This window comes from Citrobacter sp. Cpo100 (assembly GCF_030332595.1).
GTDB lineage: Bacteria > Pseudomonadota > Gammaproteobacteria > Enterobacterales > Enterobacteriaceae > Citrobacter > Citrobacter portucalensis.
The window spans coordinates 40,721-61,843 of record NZ_JAOWHM010000011.1 but is presented as its reverse complement, the minus strand read 5'-3'; the positions used below and the strand labels follow the sequence as shown (position 1 = coordinate 61,843).

Below are 21,123 nucleotides of genomic sequence, written 5' to 3'. Positions count from 1 at the left end.
ATTGTTGAAAAGGTGATCTGTCTCTGAATTAGACAAAAGAGTGAGAGATTAGAGGGGTGTTATAACTCTAAAGTGGTATTTTACATACACTTACAATTGATTAAAAACAACATTTTCAGTGTGGTTTCTTGTTACAAATAGGGTGGAGCAATGTCATGACAGTATTCGTGTGGTTGCTGTTGTGGAAAACAATAAAAGAACCGCCATTGCAGATAATGGCGTCATCTGGATGAGACCCCTATGGCAAGGATAAAATCACGCGTACGCCGTTTCTTCAGCCTGTTATTACCTTTATTATTTATTTCTGCTGTTCACGCTGAACAAACTTCTGTACCTGCAAAAACCGTCACCGTTGAAGCGAAGAATGAAACCTTCGCACCTCAGCATCCCGATCAATATCTCTCCTGGAAAGCCACGTCTGAGCAATCAGCCCGTGAAGATGCACTGGCAGAAGATCCGCGTCTGGTGATCCTGTGGGCGGGATACCCATTCTCGCGCGATTACAACAAACCGCGGGGACACGCGTATGCCGTGACCGATGTCCGTGAAACCTTACGTACCGGCGCACCAAAAACGGCAGAAGATGGTCCGTTGCCGATGGCCTGCTGGAGCTGTAAAAGCCCGGACGTAGCGCGTCTTATCCAGAAAGACGGTGAAGATGGCTACTTCCACGGTAAATGGGCGCGCGGCGGTCCGGAAATTGTTAACAACCTCGGTTGTGCGGATTGCCATAATACCGCGTCACCAGACTTCGCCAAAGGCAAGCCAGAACTGACCCTGTCGCGTCCTTATGCAGAACGCGCGATGGAAGCGATCGGCAAACCGTTTGAGAAAGCCGGTCGCTTTGACCAGCAATCCATGGTCTGCGGCCAGTGTCACGTGGAATACTACTTCGACGGTAAAAACAAAGCCGTTAAGTTCCCGTGGGACGACGGCATGAAAGTCGAGAACATGGAGAAATACTACGACAACATTGCTTTCTCTGACTGGACCAACTCCCTGTCTAAAACGCCGATGCTGAAAGCGCAGCACCCGGAGTATGAAACCTGGAGCGCGGGCATTCACGGCAAGAACAACGTGACCTGTATCGACTGTCACATGCCGAAAGTGCAAAACGCGGAAGGCAAGATCTATACCGACCATAAGATTGGTAACCCGTTCGACAACTTCCCTCAGACCTGCGCGAACTGCCACACCCAGGACAAAGCGTCCCTGCAAAAAGTGGTCGCCGAGCGTAAACAGGCTATTCATGACCTGAAAATCAAAGTTGAAGATCAGCTGGTTCGTGCGCACTTCGAAGCGAAAGCCGCATGGGATGCGGGCGCGACTGAAGCGGAAATGAAGCCGATTCTGGAAGATATCCGTCACGCACAATGGCGCTGGGACCTGTCTATCGCCTCACACGGCATTCATATGCACGCCCCGGAAGAAGGCCTGCGGATGCTGGGTAGCGCAATGGATAAAGCCGCCGACGCGCGTACCAAACTGGTCCGTCTGCTGGCGACCAAAGGCATCACGCATGAAATTCCGTTGCCGGATATCTCGACCAAAGAGAAAGCCCAGGCGGCGATTGGTCTGAACATGCAGCAAATCAATGCTGAGAAGCAGGACTTCATCAAAACGGTGATTCCGCAGTGGGAAGATCAGGCGCGTAAAAACGGTCTGTTAAGCCAATAACCCCATTTCGCCCCGCAAGGGGCGGATAACTCAACGGAGTGAATATGAGCGTATTACGTTCGTTATTAACTGCTGGGGTGCTGGCGTCAGGCTTGTTATGGAGCCTGAGTGGAATCACTGCCACGCCAACGCCGCAGGAGTCGGATCAACGCTGGACGGTTACCCAACAGCGTAATCCGGATGCCGCCTGTCTGGACTGTCACAAGCCGGATACCGAAGGCATGCATGGTAAGCATGCGGAAGTCATCAACCCGAATAACAAACTGCCGGTCACCTGCACCAACTGTCACGGCCAGCCGTCACCGAACCACCGTGAAGGGGTGAAAGATGTGATGCGCTTTAATGAGCCAATGTACAACGTGGAGCAGCAGAACAGCGTCTGTATGTCCTGTCACCTGCCTGAGCAGCTGCAAAAAGCGTTCTGGCCGCACGATGTCCACGTAACCAAAGTGGCGTGTGCCAGCTGTCACTCACTGCATCCGAAGCAAGACACGATGCAAACGCTGAGCGATAAAGGACGGATCAAGATTTGCGTCGATTGCCATAGCGATCAGCGTAACAATCCGAACTTTAACCCGGCGTCGATTCCGTTGCTTAAGGAGCATCCATGAGTTGCTCTCGTCGCCAGTTTATCACCGGCGTCGGCGCGCTGGTGGCAGTGAGCGGGACGGCGGGGCGCGTTGTGGCGAAGACGCTGAACATCAACGGCGTGCGTTACGGTATGGTACATGATGAGTCATTATGCATCGGCTGTACGGCCTGTATGGATGCTTGTCGCGAAGTCAACAACGTGCCGGAAGGCGTATCGCGTCTGACGATTATTCGCAGTGAGCCGCAAGGAACGTTTCCTGATGTGAAGTATCGCTTCTTCCGTCACTCGTGCCAGCACTGCGACCACGCTCCCTGCGTTGACGTCTGCCCGACGGGGGCATCGTATCGCGATGCCGCCAGCGGCATTGTGGATGTGAACCCGGACCTTTGCGTTGGCTGCCAGTACTGCATTGCCGCGTGTCCTTATCGCGTGCGCTTTATCCATCCGGTGAGCAAAACGGCGGATAAATGCGATTTCTGCCGGAAAACCAACCTGAAAGCGGGCAAACAGCCCGCCTGCGTTGAGTCATGTCCGACGAAGGCGCTGACGTTTGGTAATCTGGACGATCCCAACAGCGATGTATCCCGTTTGTTGCAGCAGAAAACGACCTACCGTTACAAGCTGGCGTTGGGTACAAAACCGAAGGTCTACCGCGTTCCCTTTAAATTTGGGGAGGTGAGCCAATGACATCCGCTTCTGCATTTCATTTTGAATCACTGGTGTGGGACTGGCCCATTGCCATCTATCTGTTCCTGATAGGTATCTCTGCCGGACTGGTCACGCTGGCGATTCTGCTGCGTCGCTTCCATCCGGAGGCGGGCGGTTCGGACAGCACGCTGCTGCGCACTACGCTGGTGTTAGGGCCGGGGGCGATTATCCTCGGTCTGTTAATTCTGGTGTTCCACCTGACGCGTCCATGGACCTTCTGGAAACTGATGTTCCACTACAGCTTCACTTCGGTGATGTCGATGGGGGTCATGCTGTTCCAGTTGTACATGGTGGTGTTAGTGCTGTGGCTGGCAAAAATCTTTGAAAAAGAGGTAATTGCTCTGCAACAGCGCTGGCTGCCGCGGTTAGGTATCGTGCAGAAAGTATTGACGCTGGTCGCGCCGTTTCATCGCGCGCTTGAGACGTTAATGCTGGTGCTGGCGGTCCTGCTCGGGGCGTACACCGGTTTTCTGCTGTCGGCGCTGAAATCTTACCCGTTCCTGAATAACCCGATCCTGCCGGTGCTGTTCCTGTTCTCTGGGATCTCCTCCGGCGCCGCGGTGGCGCTGATCGCCATGGCGTTACGCCATCGTAGCAACCCGCACAGTACCGAAGCGCACTTTGTGCATCGTATGGAAGTCCCGGTGGTATGGCTGGAGATCTTCCTGCTGGCGGCGTTCTTCGTCGGTCTGGCGCTGGGCGATGACGGCAAAATGCGCGCGCTGGCGGCGGCACTGGGCGGTGGATTCTGGACCTGGTGGTTCTGGCTTGGCGTGGCTGGGCTTGGGCTGATACTGCCGATGCTGCTAAAACCCTGGGCCAACCGCAGTTCGACGTTTCATGGCGTGCTGGCAGTCTGCGGCGCCAGCCTGACCGGCGTACTGCTGCTGCGTTTTTTTATACTCTATGCGGGTCAGCTAACCGTTGCGTAAGGTGATATCTGGACGTTCTCCTTCCTGAAGCCGGTTTTCTGGCGCTGTTATTAAGCCTTGGGGTCAACGTGTTGACCCCGCTTGCCGTGTTGGTGGGTGTCCGCCAGCGCTGGCAAGGGGTGATGCGCCTTGCAACGGTGGGCGTGTGGGCGCAATTTACCCTGCTACTGCTGGCTTTTGCCATTCTGGTATTCTGCTTTTTGACCAGCGACTTTTCGGTGGTCTACGTTGCTCAGCACAGCTACAGTCTACTGCCGTGGGGATTAAAACTGGCGGCGGTGTGGGGCGGTCATGAAGGATCGCTGCTGCTGTGGGTGCTGTTTCTTTCCGGCTGGAGCGCGCTGTTCGCTTTACGCTATCGGCGTGATACCGACGCGCTGTTTCCGCTGACGCTCAGCGTCCTCTCAATGATTACGGCCCTGCTGCTACTGTTTGTGGTGGTATGGTCCGATCCGTTTGTGCGTATCTTCCCGCCAGCCATTGAAGGGCGCGACCTTAACCCGATGCTGCAACATCTCGGGTTAATCCTCCATCCACCTCTGCTGTACCTGGGTTACGGTGGTTTGATGGTGGCGGCAGGCGTGGCGCTGGCCTCGCTGCTACGTGGTGACTTTAATGCGCAGAGCGCCTGGGTGTGCTGGCGCTGGGCGCTGCCCGGCTGGTGCGCGCTGACGCTGGGGATTATCCTCGGCTCCTGGTGGGCCTATTGCGAGCTGGGCTGGGGCGGCTGGTGGTTCTGGGACCCGGTTGAAAATGCCTCCTTATTACCCTGGCTTTCCGCCAGCGCGCTGCTGCATAGCCTGTATATCACGCGCCAGCGCGGAATCTTCCGCCACTGGTCGCTGCTACTGGCGATCGTCACGCTGATTTTATCGCTGCTTGGGACGCTGATTGTACGTTCCGGTATTCTCGTTTCGGTGCATGCTTTCGCGTTGGATAACGTCCGCGCCGCGCCGCTGTTTGCGCTGTTTACCGTGTTGAGTCTGGCGTCGCTCGGGCTGTACGCCTGGCGGGGCCAGCAAGTCCGGCAGAATGCGCGTTTTGGCGGTTGGTCACGCGAGATGCTGATTCTGGTTGCGCTGCTGCTCTTTAGTGCGGTGCTACTGATTGTGTTGATTGGCACGCTCTACCCGATGATTTACGGGCTGTTCGGCTGGGGACGGCTCTCCGTAGGCGCACCGTACTTTAACCGCGCTACGCTGCCCTTTGGCCTGCTGATGCTGCTGGTTATCGTGCTGGCAACGGTAAGAAGCCGCAACGTGTCTTTCCGCATCCAGCTTCCGGCACTGCTGGCGCATGCTGGGGTGCTGGTGTTTGCGGCGGGGATCGTCTTTTCCAGCGGTAGCCGTCAGGAGATAAGCCTGAACCTGAGCCCTGGGCAGCAGGTTGAACTGGCGGGTTACATTTTCCGTTTTGAGCGTCTCGACCTGGAAGCCAAAGGTAACTACACCAGTGAAAAAGCGCAGATCACGCTGTGGCACAATGAGAAACGTATTGGCAGCCTGCAACCCGAAAGGCGCTTCTATGCCGCGCGCCGTCAACAGATGATGGAGCCGGGGATCCGCTGGAATCTGATGCATGACTGGTACGCGGTAATGGGTGAAAAAACCGGACCTGACCGCTATGCCATGCGTTTGTACGTGCAGACCGGCGTGCGCTGGATTTGGGGTGGGGGACTATTAATGGTCTTTGGCGCGCTGCTGAGCGCATGGCGAGGAAGGAAGCATCCAGAGTTATTGCCTGATGGCGCTGCGCTTATCAGGCCTACGAGTGAAAAGCATGGTAGGCCGGATAAGGCGTTCACGCCGCCATCCGGCAAAACGATGTTACTTGTGGCTTTACTGATTTTTCTACCTTTTACCACCCATGCCCAGGTTGTGGATACCTGGCGCTTTGAAAATCCGCAACAGCAGGAACAAGCGCTGTCCATTGCCAGCCAGCTTCGCTGCCCGCAGTGTCAAAACCAAAACTTGCTGGAATCCAATGCGCCGGTAGCGGTCAGTATGCGCCATCAGGTTTATAGCATGGTGGCGGAAGGGAAAAGTGAAGCCGAGATCACGACATGGATGACCGAGCGTTACGGTGACTTCGTTCGTTATAATCCGCCGCTGAATGAGCAAACGCTGCTGCTGTGGGCGTTACCGTGCCTGTTGTTATTGCTGGTAGGTGTGGTGGTCTGGCGAGTGAGAAGACGTCAGCATACGGAGGAAGGTGAACAATGAACCAGTCCGAACCGCTGTTACGCCCACTGCCTGTGAAGCGGCTGACCGCTGCGGCGGTGCTGATGGTTGTGGCCTGCATTGGAGGCTACTTGTTGACGCCAAAATGGCAGGCGGTTCGTCAGGAGCAGACGAGACTGGCGGACCCTTTACATGCTTTCTCCGATGAGAATGTTCAGGAAAAACAGTTGCTTTTGCTGCAATCGCAGATTCGCGCTAATCCCCAGAACGGCGTGAAATGGGCGCAACTCGGGGAGTACTATCTTTGGCAAAACGCGTATCATAATGCGCTGCTGGCCTACGAGCAGGCGCTGCGTGTCGGCGGTGAAAATGCTGAGATCTATTCCGCGATGGCAACGGTATTGTATTACCAGGCCGGACAACATATGACGCCACCCACTCGCGAGATGATTGATAAGGCTCTGGCGCTGGATCCGGCAGAGGTCACAGCGCTGATGCTGTTAGCCTCAGATGCGTTTATGCAGGCAGACTACGCCCAGGCTATTTCAGTGTGGCAAAAGGTTATGGATTTAAACTCGCCTAGGGTGAACCGGGCACAGCTCGTTGACTCTATTAATATGGCGAAGTTATTGCAGAATCGGCAAAAATAAATTTGTTTTTTTTGTGATTTGTATCATTTGGCCTGTTTAAAAAACAGGCAAACGAACAAATTGGCGAAAAAAACTCACACCATGACTTCTTCATTTTTGAACATATTAAAATTCTTTTATAACAAAAAGTTATTCATCAATACCGCGATAAAATTGCATTTTTATGCATAAAATCAGCCAAAAGCCCTGTTCTTAGAGGGTTGCGCGGAATGCCATGCAGATGATAATGATAATAAGCGTTAAAAAACTCCATAAACGAACGCAACACAATTCATACCCTTTCAGTATGTACTATTCCCACACACCGCATGTGGAATAGCGCTCCATCGAGGAAGTCCGTTGTTATGAAAAATTTGAAAGTCAGCCTGGCATGGCAGATTCTAATCGCCATGGTGCTGGGCATTCTGCTAGGGAGTTACCTGCATTACCATAGTGACAGCCGTGAATGGCTGGTTGTAAACCTGCTGTCACCGGCGGGCGATATCTTTATCCATCTGATCAAAATGATCGTTGTGCCCATTGTCATCTCTACGCTGGTTGTCGGTATCGCCGGAGTCGGTGATGCAAAACAGCTGGGCCGCATTGGCGCCAAAACTATTCTCTATTTCGAAGTGATCACCACCGTGGCGATTATCCTTGGGATCACGCTGGCTAATGTGTTCCAGCCGGGTTCCGGGATTGATATGTCGCAACTGGCGACCGTGGATATTTCGAAATATCAAAGCACGACTGCAGAAGTACAGAGCCACGCGCATGGTTTGATGGGGACAATTTTGTCACTGGTGCCGACCAATATCGTCGCCTCGATGGCAAAAGGCGATATGCTGCCGATTATCTTCTTCTCGGTGCTGTTCGGTTTAGGTTTGTCTTCCCTGCCAGCCACTCACCGCGAGCCGCTGGTTACCGTGTTCCGCTCTATTTCCGAAACCATGTTTAAAGTGACCCACATGGTTATGCGTTATGCGCCAGTCGGCGTTTTCGCGCTGATTGCCGTTACCGTCGCAAACTTCGGTTTTGCCTCCCTGTGGCCGCTGGCGAAGCTGGTGCTGTTGGTGCACTTTGCCATCCTGTTCTTCGCGCTGGTGGTGCTGGGGATTGTCGCGCGTATCTGCGGTTTGAGCATTTGGATCCTGATCCGCATTCTGAAAGACGAGTTGATTCTGGCTTACTCTACCGCCAGCTCCGAGAGCGTACTGCCGCGTATTATCGAGAAGATGGAAGCCTATGGCGCACCGGCTTCAATCACCAGCTTTGTGGTGCCGACCGGCTACTCATTCAACCTTGATGGTTCAACGCTGTACCAGAGTATTGCCGCGATCTTTATTGCGCAGCTGTATGGTATCGACCTGTCGCTGTGGCAGGAAATCGTGCTGGTGTTGACGTTGATGGTGACCTCGAAAGGGATTGCGGGCGTGCCGGGCGTATCATTCGTGGTGCTGCTGGCTACGCTTGGCAGCGTGGGGATCCCGCTGGAAGGCCTGGCGTTTATTGCCGGTGTTGACCGTATCCTCGACATGGCGCGTACCGCGCTGAACGTGGTGGGTAACGCACTGGCGGTGCTGGTTATCTCCAAGTGGGAACACAAATTTGACCGCAAAAAAGCGCTGGCCTATGAGCGCGAAGTATTAGGTAAGTTTGATAAGACCGCCTTGTAGGCCGGATAAGGCAACGCCGCCATCAGGCAACCTGCTCCGGGTTGCCTGATGGCGCTACGCTTATCAGGCCTACAACGACTACCCGTTGGTTAACTTATCAAACTCTTCGCAGCCGGTATCGAATCCTTCCGTACAGCTCAGATTCAGCCAGTGCAGTGCCTTCTGTTTATTCTTCACGATAAAACCCTGCTCACCGTTTAAGAACATCATCCCGGCCCAGTATTCGGAATAGCCGGTGCGGGAAATGGCAGAGCTACGTTTGAAATACCACGTCGCTTTCTCATCGTCTGCGGGAATACCCACGCCGTTGGCGTAAATCAGCCCAAGCAGCATTTGCGCGTCGACGGCGGAGTCGTTTTCCAGGTCCTCGGAGGCGTTTTGCAGCAAGGTAATGGCTTTGGGGTAATCGGTGTGTCCAGCCTGAGTATTGACCAGAATACGCGCCAGCGTAATTTCCCCGGTTTTACTGCCTGCCTGGGTCGCTTTTTCCGCCAGCGTTTTGGCCTGGGGGTAATCCAGACTGACCGGATTGGTAATCTTAATCTGTGCCAGCAATGCGTAAGCATCGGCATCACCATTGTCGGCGGCTTTTTGCGCCCAATATTCCGCTTTACCCAAATCGCCTGAGCTAAACCAGGTATCAGCGAGGAAATATTGTGCACGTCGGTCTCCGGACTCGGCGGCTTTCAAAAACTGACTACCGGGCTCTTCGGCATGGACAAAGCATGTCATTAACACCATCAAGGCGAAAAGTCGTTTCATCTTATATTTAGATTTAGTGTAGGGAATGAACAGTATAGAGAGATTATGTGCATAAAAAAACGGCCTCCGAATGGAGGCCGTCAGGGGAAGCTTAACCCATCGCGCTTTCGCGCAGGCTGGCTTTCAGCTTGGTGTACTCATCAATGACATACTGCTCGGCAGCGCGCTGATCGGCAATGCGTTCAACGTTTACAGCACAGTACTTGTACTCCGGCGTTTTGGTAATCGGGCTTAAGTTCTCGGTTACCAGTTCATTACATGCGCCAATCCACCACTGGTAGGTCATGTAAATCGCGCCTTTGTTTGGACGATCGCTGACTGCCGCACGGGTAATGACCCGGCCTTTACGCGAGTTCACCCACACCAGCTCTTCATCCTGGATGCCCAGGCGTTCTGCGTCGGCGGTGTTGATCTGGGCATAGCCCGGTTCATCCGCCAGCGCGGCCAACGCCGCACAGTTACCGGTCATCGAACGGCAAGAGTAGTGGCCGACTTCACGCACTGTAGACAGTACCATCGGGTACTCCTCAGTGAGTTTGTCGATTGGCGCTACCCAGTCGCAGGTGAAGAACTGCGCCAGGCCGTTCGGGGTGTCGAACTTCTCTTTGAAGAGATAAGACGTACCCTGGTCGGCTTCTGAGGTGTCGCGGCAAGGCCACTGGATATAACCCAGTTCGCCCATTTTCTCGTAAGTGGCACCGTAGAAATCCGGGCACAGATGACGCAACTCGTCCCAGATTTCCTGGGTGTTGTTGTAGTGCATCGGGTAGCCCATACGGGTGGCGATTTCACTGATAATCTGCCAGTCCGTTTTCAGATCCCACTTCGGCTCAACGGCTTTAAAGAAGCGCTGGAAGCCACGGTCAGCTGCGGAGAATACGCCTTCATGTTCACCCCATGACGTAGACGGTAAAATAACGTCTGCGGCAGCGGCAGTTTTGGTCATGAAGATATCCTGCACGATGACCAGTTCCAGATCCTCAAAGCCTTTGCGCACTGCGGAGAGTTCAGCATCGGTTTGTAATGGATCTTCACCCATGATGTACGCCGCGCGTACTTCGCCATGCGCTGCACGGTGCGGCAGTTCGCTGATGCGATAGCCGGTATGAGCAGGCAGACTTTCCACGCCCCAGGCTTTAGCGAACTTCTCGCGGTTAGCCGGATCTTTCACATACTGATAGCCCGGATAAGTATCCGGCAGCGCGCCCATGTCACATGCGCCCTGAACGTTGTTCTGCCCACGAACCGGGTTAACGCCCACGCTCGGCTTACCGAGGTTGCCGGTCAGCATTGCGAGGCTGGTCAGTGAACGCACGGTTTCCACGCCCTGATAGAACTGGGTAACACCCATGCCCCACAGGATGGCCGCGCTTTTCGCCGTGGCATACATACGTGCAGCCTGACGAATATCCTGCGCGCTAACGCCAGTGATATCTTCGACGGACTCCGGCGTGTAGCCTTCGACGATCTTGCTGTACTCTTCGAATCCTTCCGTACGGGAGGCGACGAACGCCTGGTCATACAGTTTTTCTTCGATGATGACATGACCCATAGCGTTGAGCAGCGCGATGTTCGAGCCGTTTTTCAACGCGATGTGCATGTCGGCAATACGCGCGGTTTCAATTTTGCGCGGATCGCAGACGATGATTTTCGCCCCGTTACGTTTAGCATTAATCACGTGATTCGCCACGATCGGGTGGGAATCCGCCGGGTTGTACCCGAAGATGAACACTAAATCTGTGTTATCAATTTCATTGATAGCATTACTCATTGCGCCGTTACCGACCGATTGGTGCAGACCTGCAACCGATGGGCCGTGTCAGACGCGAGCGCAGCAGTCAACGTTATTGGTACCAATAACGGCGCGCGCGAATTTTTGCATTACATAGTTGGTTTCGTTACCTGTACCGCGAGATGAACCGGTCGTCTGAATAGCGTCCGGGCCGTACTTCGCTTTGATGGCGCTCAGGCGATCGGCGACGTAATTCAGCGCTTCATCCCAGGAAACAGATTCCAGTTTGCCGCCACGCTGGCGACGGATCATAGGGGTTTTCAGACGAGGGGTCAGGATCTGGGTATCATTGATAAAATCCCAGCCATAGTAGCCCTTCAGACACAGGGTACCCTGGTTGGTTTTCCCCTGCGCCGCTTCAGCCCGGACGATTTTGCCGTTATCGACCACCAGGTTGATTTTGCAACCTGATGCGCAATATGGGCAAACCGTGACGACTTTTTTCATCGGTCTCGCTCCAGTTAATCAAATCGCGCATACGCGCTTGTCGTTTTTGTTATGCATCTTTTATGCCATGTTTTTATCAGGGGCATTAGTCGATATTACGGGCGAATTTTGCGCAAAACCCTGACGAAAAACAGGCTGTCGTCATATTTGACGTGACGAATCTCCAATACGTGACGCCCCGGCAGTGTGACCGAGGTTATGTTTCCCGCACATCCTTGTGCCTTATCGCTGTCACTCTGTGCAGAATCAATCACACTCATTTAAGTTGGCCAGAAATGGGGAAAAACAATGAAGCCAGCCATACTGGTTGTGGATGATGACATCGCTGTCTGCACGCTTTTACAGGATGTGCTGAGCGAACACGTCTTTACGGTGACCGCCTGTCACACCGGGCAGGAGGCGCTGCGCTGCATTGAGACTCAGCCGGATATCGCTCTGGTATTACTGGATATGATGTTGCCCGATACTAACGGCCTGATGGTGCTACAACAGGTGCAGAAGTTGAGGCCCGGATTACCGGTGGTGATGCTGACCGGGCTTGGCAGCGAGTCGGATGTAGTTGTTGGGTTGGAAATGGGGGCTGACGACTATATCGGTAAGCCGTTCAATGCGCGGGTGCTGGTGGCGCGGGTAAAGGCGGTGCTCAGACGCGTTGGCGTGTTAACGGCAGAAAGCGGCGGCCCACAGACCACGGGGCTTTCTTTCAATGGCTGGCATCTGGATACCGCCGGTTGCCAGCTGCATAATCCCCAGCAGTTGAAGGTGGAGTTGACGCAGGGGGAATACAGCCTGCTGTTGGCGCTGGCCCAAAATGCCCGGCGGGTGCTGAGCCGGGAACAGCTGCTGGAGCTGACGCGCAGCGACAGCGTTGAGGTGTTTGACCGCACTATTGACGTGTTAATCATGCGGCTGCGGCGAAAAATAGAGAACAACCCGCACCAGCCAATGTTGATCAAAACCCTGCGCGGGCTGGGTTATGTGTTTGCCGCCGACGTGCAGCATCACGATAAGGCGGCGTGATCGTGTGCAGTTGCCGGATGCGGCGTAAACGCCTTATCCGGCCTACAAAAACGATAACGACCCCGTAGGCCTGATAAGCGTAGCGCATCAGGCGTCAGCCATTTCTGCTTTCAACTCTGCCAGCGTCTTCGCGCCATCTATCGCATTCGCGCACAGCAAGCTTGCCCGCGCACAGGCGTGTGCCAACCTGACGCTGTCCGTCAGCGACCAGCGCTCATGACAGCCATACAAAAATCCAGCGCAAAACGCATCTCCCGCTCCGACGCTGCCAACGATCTCCTCCTGCGCCAGGTACTGCGACGGGATCCAGACGCCCGGCAGATCCGGCGCTTCACCCCAGGCCCCTTCCGGACAGTGGATCACCACCCGCTGGCGTACACCTGCATTCAATAATTCGCGTGCGGCGGTGGCGATGTGCGCAATATGCAGTTCGCCGTTTGGCTGGCGGATCTCCAGCCCGCTGAACTCCCCGGCTTCCAGCTCGTTAATCACCAGATAGTCGAGATGGCGCAGGGCTGGCATCACCAGCGGTTGATAGCGCGGGTCGCCCTTGCGTGAGACCAGATCCAGCGACGTTTCAAAGCCGTTGTCGCGCATTTGCGCCAGCAGGCGTGCGCTACGCGTCCCGTACTCCTCATCCGGCATGTCCAGACTGTCGAGCAGCAGCAGATATCCCAGATGGAAGATTTTCATCGAGGTATCCAGTTGCTCAAACGCAGGCAGATCGAGTAGCCGATTGGCACCGGGCGAGTGGAAAAAGGTGCGCTGACCGCTGGGATCGGTCATCACCTGCGACATCGACGTGGGGGCGAATGTGGTGCGCTGCACGTGTTGGCGATTAACGTGATACTGCTCCAGCATCGCCATAATGTAGTCGCCGTCGCTGTCCTGACCGATTAACCCCACCGCCTGCAACGGCAGCCCAGTGTGCATTTTTGCCAGCGTCAGCAGCACATTAAGCGGCGCACCGCCCGTGGCGCGTTCGCTACGGGTGATTTCCGCCAGCCAGCCACGTTCCGGCCACTGCACAATTTGATGCACGTGATCGACCAGCATGTTGCCTGCGGCGATAACGCCTTTGCGTTCCATCAGACCCGTCCCGCGCTGCCAAAAATGCGCATCTGTTCCGAAACGGTATCGGTAATGGCCTCTTCAATGCCGAGCAGCAGTTCGGCGAATTCGTCGTACAGCGGCTGGCGATTCGCCATCCGTGTTTCTACCGCCGACAGCGCCGCCTGCGACATGCCGGTATAGAAGTTGATTTTGTGAATGCCGAGTTCAATCGCGCGCTTGAAATCGTCGTCGCTGATACCGGAGCCGCCATGCAGTACCAGCGGGATTGCCGCCTGCTGGCGAATGGCGTCCAGACGCGGGAAGTCGAGCAGCGGTTCGCCTTCGTATTTGCCGTGGGCATTGCCAATGGCGACCGCCAGCGCGTCAATCCCGGTTCTGTCGACGAAATCACGCGCCATCATTGGGTCGGTAAATAGCGACTCGTCGGCATGGCCGTACAGCGCGCCGCCCTCATCGCCGCCGACTGCACCCAGTTCGGCTTCCACCGACACGCCGACGGCGTGGCACATCTTCACCACTTCGCGGGTCTGGCGGATATTTTCTTCATACTCCAGCGTGGAGCCATCGAACATCACTGAACTGAACCCTAAGCGTAGTGCCCGAACTACCGACTCAAAGTGCAGGCCGTGGTCAAGGTTTAGCACCACCGGAATGTCATGCCGCGCGGCTTCGAACTTGACCGCTTCGACCAGAGAATCCAGCGAGATATATTTAAAATGTACTTCGGCGATATTGATGATAAACGGCGAACGTTCCTGCTTTGCCGCGGCAAACAGCGCGCGCAGGAAGTGTGAATCCAGAACATTAAATGCCCCTAAGGCATAGTGATGCTCACGGGCATGGGCAAGGCCATCAGCGAGAGATATCAACGGCATAATGCGCTCCTTGGTTAGCGGAACAGGCGATATTCGTTACACAGCACCAGCTGCGCCGGCTCGTCTTCTTCAATGTCGTTATAGCGGGCGATCGGTTGCAAAAAGTGATTATCGTGGTCGTCGTCATTAACAGAAGAAACCTCGCCGACCAGCACGTCGCCAAAACCTTCTTCCGCCCAGAAGCTGTGATACAGGCCCGGCGGCAGGCAGATGCTTTCACCCGGCGTCAGGCGTAACTGACTGCCCGCTGCATGGGTTTGCCGACAGCCGTCAATTACCACGCTGACGTCGGTCTCCTCCGTTTGTTCCCGGATCCCCGCATTCCACAGTTCCACAATTAAATTGCCGCCGCCGCGATTGATAATGTCTTCGCGTTTGCGCCAGTGAAAATGCATCGGCGTGACCTGCGCATCGCGAACATGCATGATTTTCTCGGCGTAGCATTTCTCGTAAGGCATGCCTTTCGGCGAGCCATTACGCAGAGTGAACAGCGTTAACCCTTGCGCGGCGAAATTGTTGCCGCCAAATGCGGTGACATCCCAACCGAGCTTAAGGTCGAACACTTCGCTCCAGGCTGCAGCATCAAGCTTGCGCCATTGGGTCGGGGGGAAGCTGGCAAAAGGGGGGAGATGCACGTCGTGCTGAGAGAAAAACTGGCGCGTGTGGCCAAGGATCTCGTTTATTGCGGAGCGTTTCATCGGCTGAATCCTCCTTAATATAATGCCGGATGGCACCGCGCTTATCCGGCCTACAAATTCATAGCGATCTTGTAGGCCGGATAGGGCATTTTTGCCGCCATCCGGCGTTGTTGTGGCGGGCTATTTAACCGTCCAACCCTTATAACTGCCGACGTTGTTTTTATCGATCATCGTCACCGGGATCAGCACGGGTTCTTTCGGGGCGGGTTTCCCCTGCAATATGTCATAGCCGATTTCGACCGCTTTGGCAGCCATCACCTGCGGATCTTGTGCCGGAGTCGCCACAAATAGTGAGTTTTCGCGCTTCAGCGCTTCTTCACCGTCCGGGGATCCATCTACGCCGACAATAAAGAATTCACTACGCTGCGCCTGTTTTGCCGCCAGATCGGCACCGATCGCCGTCGGATCGTTAATGGCGAATACGCCGTCGATCTTCGGATTCGCCGCCAGCAGCGCGGTCATGATCTCTAGCCCGCCTTCACGACTGCCTTTGGCGTTTTGGTTATGCGACAGCACCTTGATGTCAGGGTGGCGTTTAAACTCAGTCTGGCAGCCTTCCACGCGGTTCTGGACGGCGGAAACCGGCGGCCCGTTGATGATGACGACGTTGCCTTTGCCTTTCAGGCGGTCGGTAATGTATTTACAGGCCATTTCACCTGCCTGGGTGTTATCGGAGGTAATGGTCGCGTCTGCGCCTTCCGCTGCCACGTCAACGGCAACCACCACGATCCCGGCGTCTTTCGCGCGTTTTACCGCCGGGCCGATGCCTTTAGAGTCGGCGGCGTTAAGGATAATCATGTCGACTTTGGCGGCAATAAAGTTGTCGATCTGCGACACCTGTTGCCCCAGATCGTAGCCGCTGGAAACCAGCGTTACTTTAACGCTATCACCTGCCAGCTTGCGTGCTTCCAGCTCCGCGCCTTTGGTGATCTGCACGAAGAACGGGTTGGCCAGATCGCCCACCGTAACGCCGATCGATTTCAGTTCTTTTGCCTGCACAAACGGAGCTGCAGCAAGCAGGGCGCCAGCACAGAGCGCGGTTACTAATGGCTTCAAACGCATACTCGTTTCCTCACGTAGGGTATTGTTGTTATACGCCTGATGGCGCTGCGCTTATCAGGCCTACGAATGAGTAGGCCAGTAAGCTTGTCTATGCACTTTGATGGTGTCGGGTACGGTATTTGTCGATCAGCACCGCTATGATGATCACCGCCCCTTTGATCACCAGTTGCCAGAAATAGGAGACGCCCATCAGCGTCATGCCGTTATTGAGCGTGGCGATTATCAATGCCCCCACCAGCGTGCCGGTGATGGTGCCGATCCCGCCAACAAAGCTGGTGCCGCCGAGGATCACCGCCGCGATGGCGTCCAGCTCGTAACCCATGCCTAAGTTGCCGTTGGCGCTATACAGCCGCGAGGCGCTCATCACCCCGCCAAGACCTGAGAGCAAACCGCTCATGCCGTAGACGAACAGCAGCACCAGCCACACTTTGATCCCGGTTAAACGTGCGGCCTGCATATTGCCGCCGACCGCGTAGATATGAACGCCGAGCGTGGTGCGGCGCAGAATGAACCAGCACACCACCACCACCGCCAGCGCAATGACCACCAGCCACGGAACCGGGCCGAGATAGTTGTTACCGATCCACTCAAAGCTGATATTGGAGTTAATCACCGTTGTACCGTCGGCCAGCAGATAGGCCGCACCGCGCAGCGCCGTATAGGTTCCAAGCGTGACGATAAACGGCGGTAGTCCGGCAAAAGCGACCAGCGCGCCGTTAAACAATCCCAGCACCAGACCGAGCATCAGCGCCGCCGGAATCGATAGCATGGCAAGCTCAGGAATAAGAGAAACGACCATGGCTGCGACAGCGGTGGTACCGAGAATCGAGCCAACCGAGAGGTCGATCCCGCCGGTCAAAATAATGAAGGTCATGCCAGCCGCCAGCACGATGTTGATCGAGGCCTGACGGGTAATATTCAGCAGGTTACTTTCGGTAAAAAAGTTAGGCGCGATAAAGCCAAATACCGCCACAATCAGGATGAGAATCGGTAAGATGCCGACCGTTTGCATCAGATCGCTCATCAGCATTTTTTTTGCGGAGGCGGATTTCGCCACCTGCTGGGGAGTGGTTGGATTATTCATGGGGCACCGCCTGATGGTGGGAGTCGTTCACGCCGGTTGCCAGCGTCATAATATTTTCCTGGGTAATGCTTTGTCCGTTCAGCTCGCCGGCAATACTGCCTTCCCGCATGACATAAACGCGATCGCTCATACCGACGACTTCCGGCAGCTCGCTGGAGATCATCAGGATCGCTACGCCTTTGCGCGCCATATCGTTCATGATCCGGTAGATCTCGCTTTTGGCACCGACGTCCACGCCGCGCGTGGGTTCATCGAGGATCAAAATACGTGGGCCGATCGCGACCCAGCGTGAAATCAGCAGTTTTTGCTGATTTCCGCCGGACAGCCCGCCCGCGCGTACCTGTGCGTGCGGCACGCGGATGTTGAGCAGCTTGATGGCGTCATCGGAAATAGCCTGCGCCTTTTTGCGATCGAGCATGCCCCAGTTGGCGTCACGCTCCAGCGTTGCCATGGTGATGTTTTCTGCCGCTGCCAGCTCTAAAAATAATCCCTGTTCTTTGCGGTTTTCCGTCAGAAAGCCAATGCCGTGGTCAATCGCCTCGCGGGGGGAGTGGATCACTACCGGTTCACCGTCTACTTCAATCATGCCGCCGATGGCTTTACGCACGCCAAAAATAAGCTGAGCCAGTTCAGAACGCCCGGCACCGACTAGCCCGGCCAGGCCGACGATCTCCCCGGAGCGCACCAGCAAGCTGCACGGCTGGACTTTATGGCCGTCGGTCAGGTGATGAACATTGAGGCGTGCTTTACCTAAGGGAATGTCGCGCTCTTTGTTGAACAGATCGCTCAACGGACGGCCCACCATCATGCGTACCAGCTCCGAGGCGTTGAGCTTGTCGCGGGTCAGACTGCCAACATATTGCCCGTCGCGCAGGACGCTGACGCGGTCCGAGAGTTCGTACACTTCCGCCATGCGGTGGCTGATGTAGATAATCGCCATCCCCTCATCGCGCAGGCGCATGATCAGTTCAAACAGGCGGTGGGTTTCACGTGAAGAGAGGGCGGCGGTGGGTTCATCCATTACCAGAATGCGGCTGTTACGGTGCAGGGCGCGGGCAATTTCCACCTGCTGCTGTTCGGCGATGGTCAACGTCATCACACGGTCGCTAGCCTTAAACTGGGCGCCGAGTCGGTCGATGACTTTCTGCGACTGCATGACCATCTCTTTACGCTGGACCAGCCCGCCGCGCGACAGCTCGCTGCCAAGAAAGATATTTTCCGCTACCGTCAGGTTCGGCGCGAGCTGCATCTCCTGATAAATCAGCGTGATGCCTGCGCTAAGCGCATCTTTAGGACCGCGAATATGGAACGGCTGACCGTCAATCAGGATCTCACCGCTGGTGGCGGTATAGGCGCCCGCGAGGATCTTCATCAGGGTGCTCTTCCCCGCGCCATTCTCGCCCATCAGGGCATGAATCTCGCCCGGCCAGACCGTTAAATCGACCCCTTTCAGCGCGTAAAATTTGCCAAACGCTTTAGCAATGTTGCGCATCTCCAGAACCGGTGTCCTGCTCATGGCGGATCTCCTGTGGGGTGGCCGATATCAGCAGTCCATCACAGGAATGTAAATGCAAAATGTCAGAAGCCGTTCATATTTGTCATATTGCGATTTTTCTTCACGGAGCGTGATATGCCGCAACCGGGACGTCACTTTCTCGCCAGTGCGCGCGGACGATTGCTGTTCTTCAATCTGCTGGTGGTGGCTGTCACGCTGATGGTGAGCGGCGTGGCGGTGCTGGGTTTTCAGCATGCCAGTCAGATTCAGGAGCAGGTGCAGCAGCAAACCGTTGACGACATGACCGGCAGCATGAACCTGGCGCGGGATACGGCGAACGTGGCGACGGCGGCGGTGCGGTTGTCGCAGGTGGTCGGGGCGCTGGAATACAAAGGGGAAGCGGAGCGGCTGCAGGAGACGCAAAGGGCGCTGAAGCAGTCGCTGGAACAACTGGCTACCGCGCCGCTGGCACAGCAAGAGCCGGTGCTGGTCGAGCGTATTATCCAGCGCAGTAATGAACTACAAAACAGCGTAGAAGGGATGTTGCAGCGCGGGCAGCGGCGACACCTGGAGCGTAACGCGTTGCTCAGTTCGCTGTATCAAAATCAAAGCTATTTACGTCATCTGCAAAAGTTGACCGGCGCGCAGGATGATGCGCTGCTGGGGCAGATGGACCGCTTAATTGTTGCCGCCATCGACACGCCCACGCCGCGTTCGGTGGTGAAACAACTGGATGCGGTGATGCCTGCGCTTCCCTTGCGCCATGCTAGTCCGCTGATTAGCGGTATCCTCAACGACTTCAACCAGGAGCTGCATAAGCTGGAGCCGCTCTCTTCCGCGCTGGAGCAGAGCGATTTGGCCATCAACTGGTATATGTTTCATATCAAAGCGCTGGTGGCGATCCTCAACAGCGATATCAATCAGTATGCCTCGCAGGTGGCGCTGATCTCAGAGCAGCGGGTGGCGCAAAGCCATCAGGAACTGCAATCCGGCGCGTTGTTTATTTTAGTGTTTGCGCTGCTGGCGGTGGTGATCACCGGTTTTGCCGGGTGGTATATCTACCGTAATCTCGGTTCCAACCTGACGGCCATTTCACGGGCGATGACCCGGCTGGCGCACGGTGAATCAGACGTCAGCGTCCCGGCCCTGCAGCGTCGTGATGAGTTAGGCGAGCTGGCCCGCGCCTTTAGCGTCTTTGCCCGGAATACGGCGTCGCTGGAGCACACCACCCGACTGCTAAAAGAAAAAACCAGCCAGATGGAAATCGATCGCACCGAACGTCAGGGGCTGGAAGAGGCGCTGTTGCACAGCCAAAAGCTGAAGGCGGTGGGGCAATTGACGGGCGGATTAGCACATGATTTCAATAACCTGCTGGCGGTTATTATTGGCAGTCTGGATCTGGTGAATCCGGATTCTCCCGACGCGCCGCGGGTCAATCGGGCGCTAAAAGCCGCCGAGCGTGGGGCGCTGCTTACCCAGCGACTGCTGGCCTTTTCGCGCAAACAGTCGCTGCACCCTCATGCGGTGGAGCTGAAAACTCTGCTGGAAAATCTGGGCGAACTGATGCGCCACTCTCTTCCGGCCACGTTGACGCTGGAGATTGAAGCCCAGTCTCCCGCCTGGCCCGCGTGGATTGACGTCAGCCAACTGGAAAACGCCATTATCAATCTGGTGATGAACGCCCGTGACGCTATGGACGGGCAGGCGGGCACGATTAAAATCCGTACCTGGAATCAGCGGGTCACGCGCAGCGATGGACGCAAGCAGGATATGGTGATGCTGGAGGTGGCCGACCAGGGTAGCGGGATGTCACAGGAGGTGAAAGCCCAGGTCTTCGAGCCGTTTTTCACCACCAAACAGACCGGTAGCGGCAGCGGACTGGGGCTGTCGATGGTTTACGGTTTTGTGCGCCAGTCCGGTGGTCGGGTGGAGATTGAAAGCGCTCCCGGACAGGGAACGACGGTCAGGCTACAACTGCCTCGCGCCGTTGTGCCAGTGCAGGCTCAGGCAGAACCGGTGGCGGTACATGCGGCGAACAGCGGTGAAAAACTGGTGTTGGTGCTTGAGGATGAGGACGATGTACGCCAGACGTTGTGCGAGCAATTACACCTGCTGGGCTACCTGACGTTAGAGGCCGCAAACGGGGAACAGGCGATGCATATGCTGGCGGCTTCATCCGAGATTGATATTTTTATCAGCGACTTAATGCTGCCAGGTGGTTTAAGCGGCGTGGATGTGGTTAACCATGCCCAGGCACATTATCCGCAGTTGTCCATCCTGCTGATAAGCGGTCAGGATTTACGTCCGGCGCATAACCCGGCGTTGCCGGATGTGGCGCTATTGCGTAAGCCTTTTACTCGGGGAGAACTGGCGCAGGCGCTGCGGCATTCGCGTAATTGAGATTCCTCCGCTACCCGCGC

17 protein-coding genes are annotated in these 21,123 nt (G+C 55.6%); 9 read left to right on the top strand and 8 right to left on the bottom strand.

Annotated features, from left to right (window positions below; translation table 11 throughout):
• The first annotated feature begins 240 nt into the window (after window positions 1-240).
• From nrfA to gltP, 7 genes are all read left to right on the top strand, one after another.
• Complete coding sequence (gene nrfA / locus OGX96_RS00340; RefSeq protein ID WP_003826647.1) at window positions 241-1,677, top strand: ammonia-forming nitrite reductase cytochrome c552 subunit; 1,437 nt, start codon at window positions 241-243, stop codon at window positions 1,675-1,677.
• Window positions 1,678-1,721: 44 nt separating this feature from the next.
• Complete coding sequence (gene nrfB, locus OGX96_RS00335; RefSeq protein WP_003826649.1) at window positions 1,722-2,288, top strand: cytochrome c nitrite reductase pentaheme subunit; 567 nt, start codon at window positions 1,722-1,724, stop codon at window positions 2,286-2,288.
• Window positions 2,285-2,956, top strand: coding sequence for a cytochrome c nitrite reductase Fe-S protein (gene nrfC / locus OGX96_RS00330; protein ID WP_286581972.1), 672 nt, complete (start codon window positions 2,285-2,287; stop codon window positions 2,954-2,956). The genes nrfB and nrfC overlap by 4 nt, the downstream gene beginning before the upstream one ends.
• Window positions 2,953-3,909, top strand: a complete 957-nt coding sequence (nrfD, locus tag OGX96_RS00325) for a cytochrome c nitrite reductase subunit NrfD (protein ID WP_048236342.1) — start codon at window positions 2,953-2,955, stop codon at window positions 3,907-3,909. Before nrfC ends, nrfD begins: the two co-directional genes overlap by 4 nt.
• Before the next feature lie 8 nt (window positions 3,910-3,917).
• Window positions 3,918-6,131, top strand: coding sequence for a heme lyase NrfEFG subunit NrfF (gene nrfF / locus OGX96_RS00320; RefSeq protein ID WP_008786936.1), 2,214 nt, complete (start codon window positions 3,918-3,920; stop codon window positions 6,129-6,131).
• Complete coding sequence (gene nrfG, locus OGX96_RS00315) at window positions 6,128-6,739, top strand: heme lyase NrfEFG subunit NrfG (protein WP_071445585.1); 612 nt, start codon at window positions 6,128-6,130, stop codon at window positions 6,737-6,739. Before nrfF ends, nrfG begins: the two co-directional genes overlap by 4 nt.
• A gap of 344 nt (window positions 6,740-7,083) precedes the next feature.
• Window positions 7,084-8,394, top strand: coding sequence for a glutamate/aspartate:proton symporter GltP (gene gltP, locus OGX96_RS00310; protein ID WP_020996087.1), 1,311 nt, complete (start codon window positions 7,084-7,086; stop codon window positions 8,392-8,394).
• A 78-nt stretch (window positions 8,395-8,472) separates the two neighbouring features.
• On the opposite strand, the gene yjcO is transcribed toward gltP, so the two are convergent.
• A complete protein-coding gene (gene yjcO, locus OGX96_RS00305) occupies window positions 8,473-9,156 on the bottom strand; it encodes a Sel1 family TPR-like repeat protein YjcO (RefSeq protein ID WP_032934129.1) in 684 nt (227 codons plus the stop codon).
• Window positions 9,157-9,247: 91 nt separating this feature from the next.
• Window positions 9,248-11,395, bottom strand: coding sequence for a formate dehydrogenase subunit alpha (gene fdhF / locus OGX96_RS00300; RefSeq protein WP_081305660.1), 2,148 nt, complete (start codon window positions 11,393-11,395; stop codon window positions 9,248-9,250).
• A 288-nt stretch (window positions 11,396-11,683) separates the two neighbouring features.
• Here fdhF and OGX96_RS00295 point away from each other — a divergent pair, with 288 nt between their 5' ends.
• Window positions 11,684-12,415 carry a response regulator gene (locus OGX96_RS00295; protein WP_048236333.1) on the top strand — a complete coding sequence of 244 codons (732 nt, stop codon included), beginning with the start codon at window positions 11,684-11,686 and terminating at the stop codon, window positions 12,413-12,415.
• Window positions 12,416-12,502: 87 nt separating this feature from the next.
• On the opposite strand, the gene OGX96_RS00290 is transcribed toward OGX96_RS00295, so the two are convergent.
• From OGX96_RS00290 to OGX96_RS00265, 6 genes are all read right to left on the bottom strand, one after another.
• Window positions 12,503-13,507, bottom strand: a complete 1,005-nt coding sequence (locus OGX96_RS00290) for a carbohydrate kinase family protein (RefSeq protein ID WP_191228829.1) — start codon at window positions 13,505-13,507, stop codon at window positions 12,503-12,505.
• Window positions 13,504-14,364, bottom strand: a complete 861-nt coding sequence (locus tag OGX96_RS00285) for a ketose 1,6-bisphosphate aldolase (RefSeq protein ID WP_286581969.1) — start codon at window positions 14,362-14,364, stop codon at window positions 13,504-13,506. Before OGX96_RS00285 ends, OGX96_RS00290 begins: the two co-directional genes overlap by 4 nt.
• A gap of 14 nt (window positions 14,365-14,378) precedes the next feature.
• On the bottom strand, window positions 14,379-15,062 hold the full coding sequence (locus OGX96_RS00280) for a D-lyxose/D-mannose isomerase (protein ID WP_032942114.1): 684 nt from the start codon (window positions 15,060-15,062) through the stop codon (window positions 14,379-14,381).
• A gap of 120 nt (window positions 15,063-15,182) precedes the next feature.
• Complete coding sequence (locus OGX96_RS00275) at window positions 15,183-16,124, bottom strand: ABC transporter substrate-binding protein (RefSeq protein ID WP_003826688.1); 942 nt, start codon at window positions 16,122-16,124, stop codon at window positions 15,183-15,185.
• 88 nt (window positions 16,125-16,212) lie between these two features.
• Window positions 16,213-17,208 carry an ABC transporter permease subunit gene (locus OGX96_RS00270; RefSeq protein WP_008786947.1) on the bottom strand — a complete coding sequence of 332 codons (996 nt, stop codon included), beginning with the start codon at window positions 17,206-17,208 and terminating at the stop codon, window positions 16,213-16,215.
• Window positions 17,201-18,724 (bottom strand): sugar ABC transporter ATP-binding protein, encoded by a 1,524-nt coding sequence (locus OGX96_RS00265; RefSeq protein ID WP_003844755.1) that lies wholly within the window; start codon window positions 18,722-18,724, stop codon window positions 17,201-17,203. Before OGX96_RS00265 ends, OGX96_RS00270 begins: the two co-directional genes overlap by 8 nt.
• A gap of 114 nt (window positions 18,725-18,838) precedes the next feature.
• Between OGX96_RS00265 and OGX96_RS00260 the strand changes: the two genes are divergently transcribed.
• Window positions 18,839-21,103 (top strand): hybrid sensor histidine kinase/response regulator, encoded by a 2,265-nt coding sequence (locus OGX96_RS00260; RefSeq protein ID WP_198803144.1) that lies wholly within the window; start codon window positions 18,839-18,841, stop codon window positions 21,101-21,103.
• Window positions 21,104-21,123 lie beyond the last annotated feature (20 nt).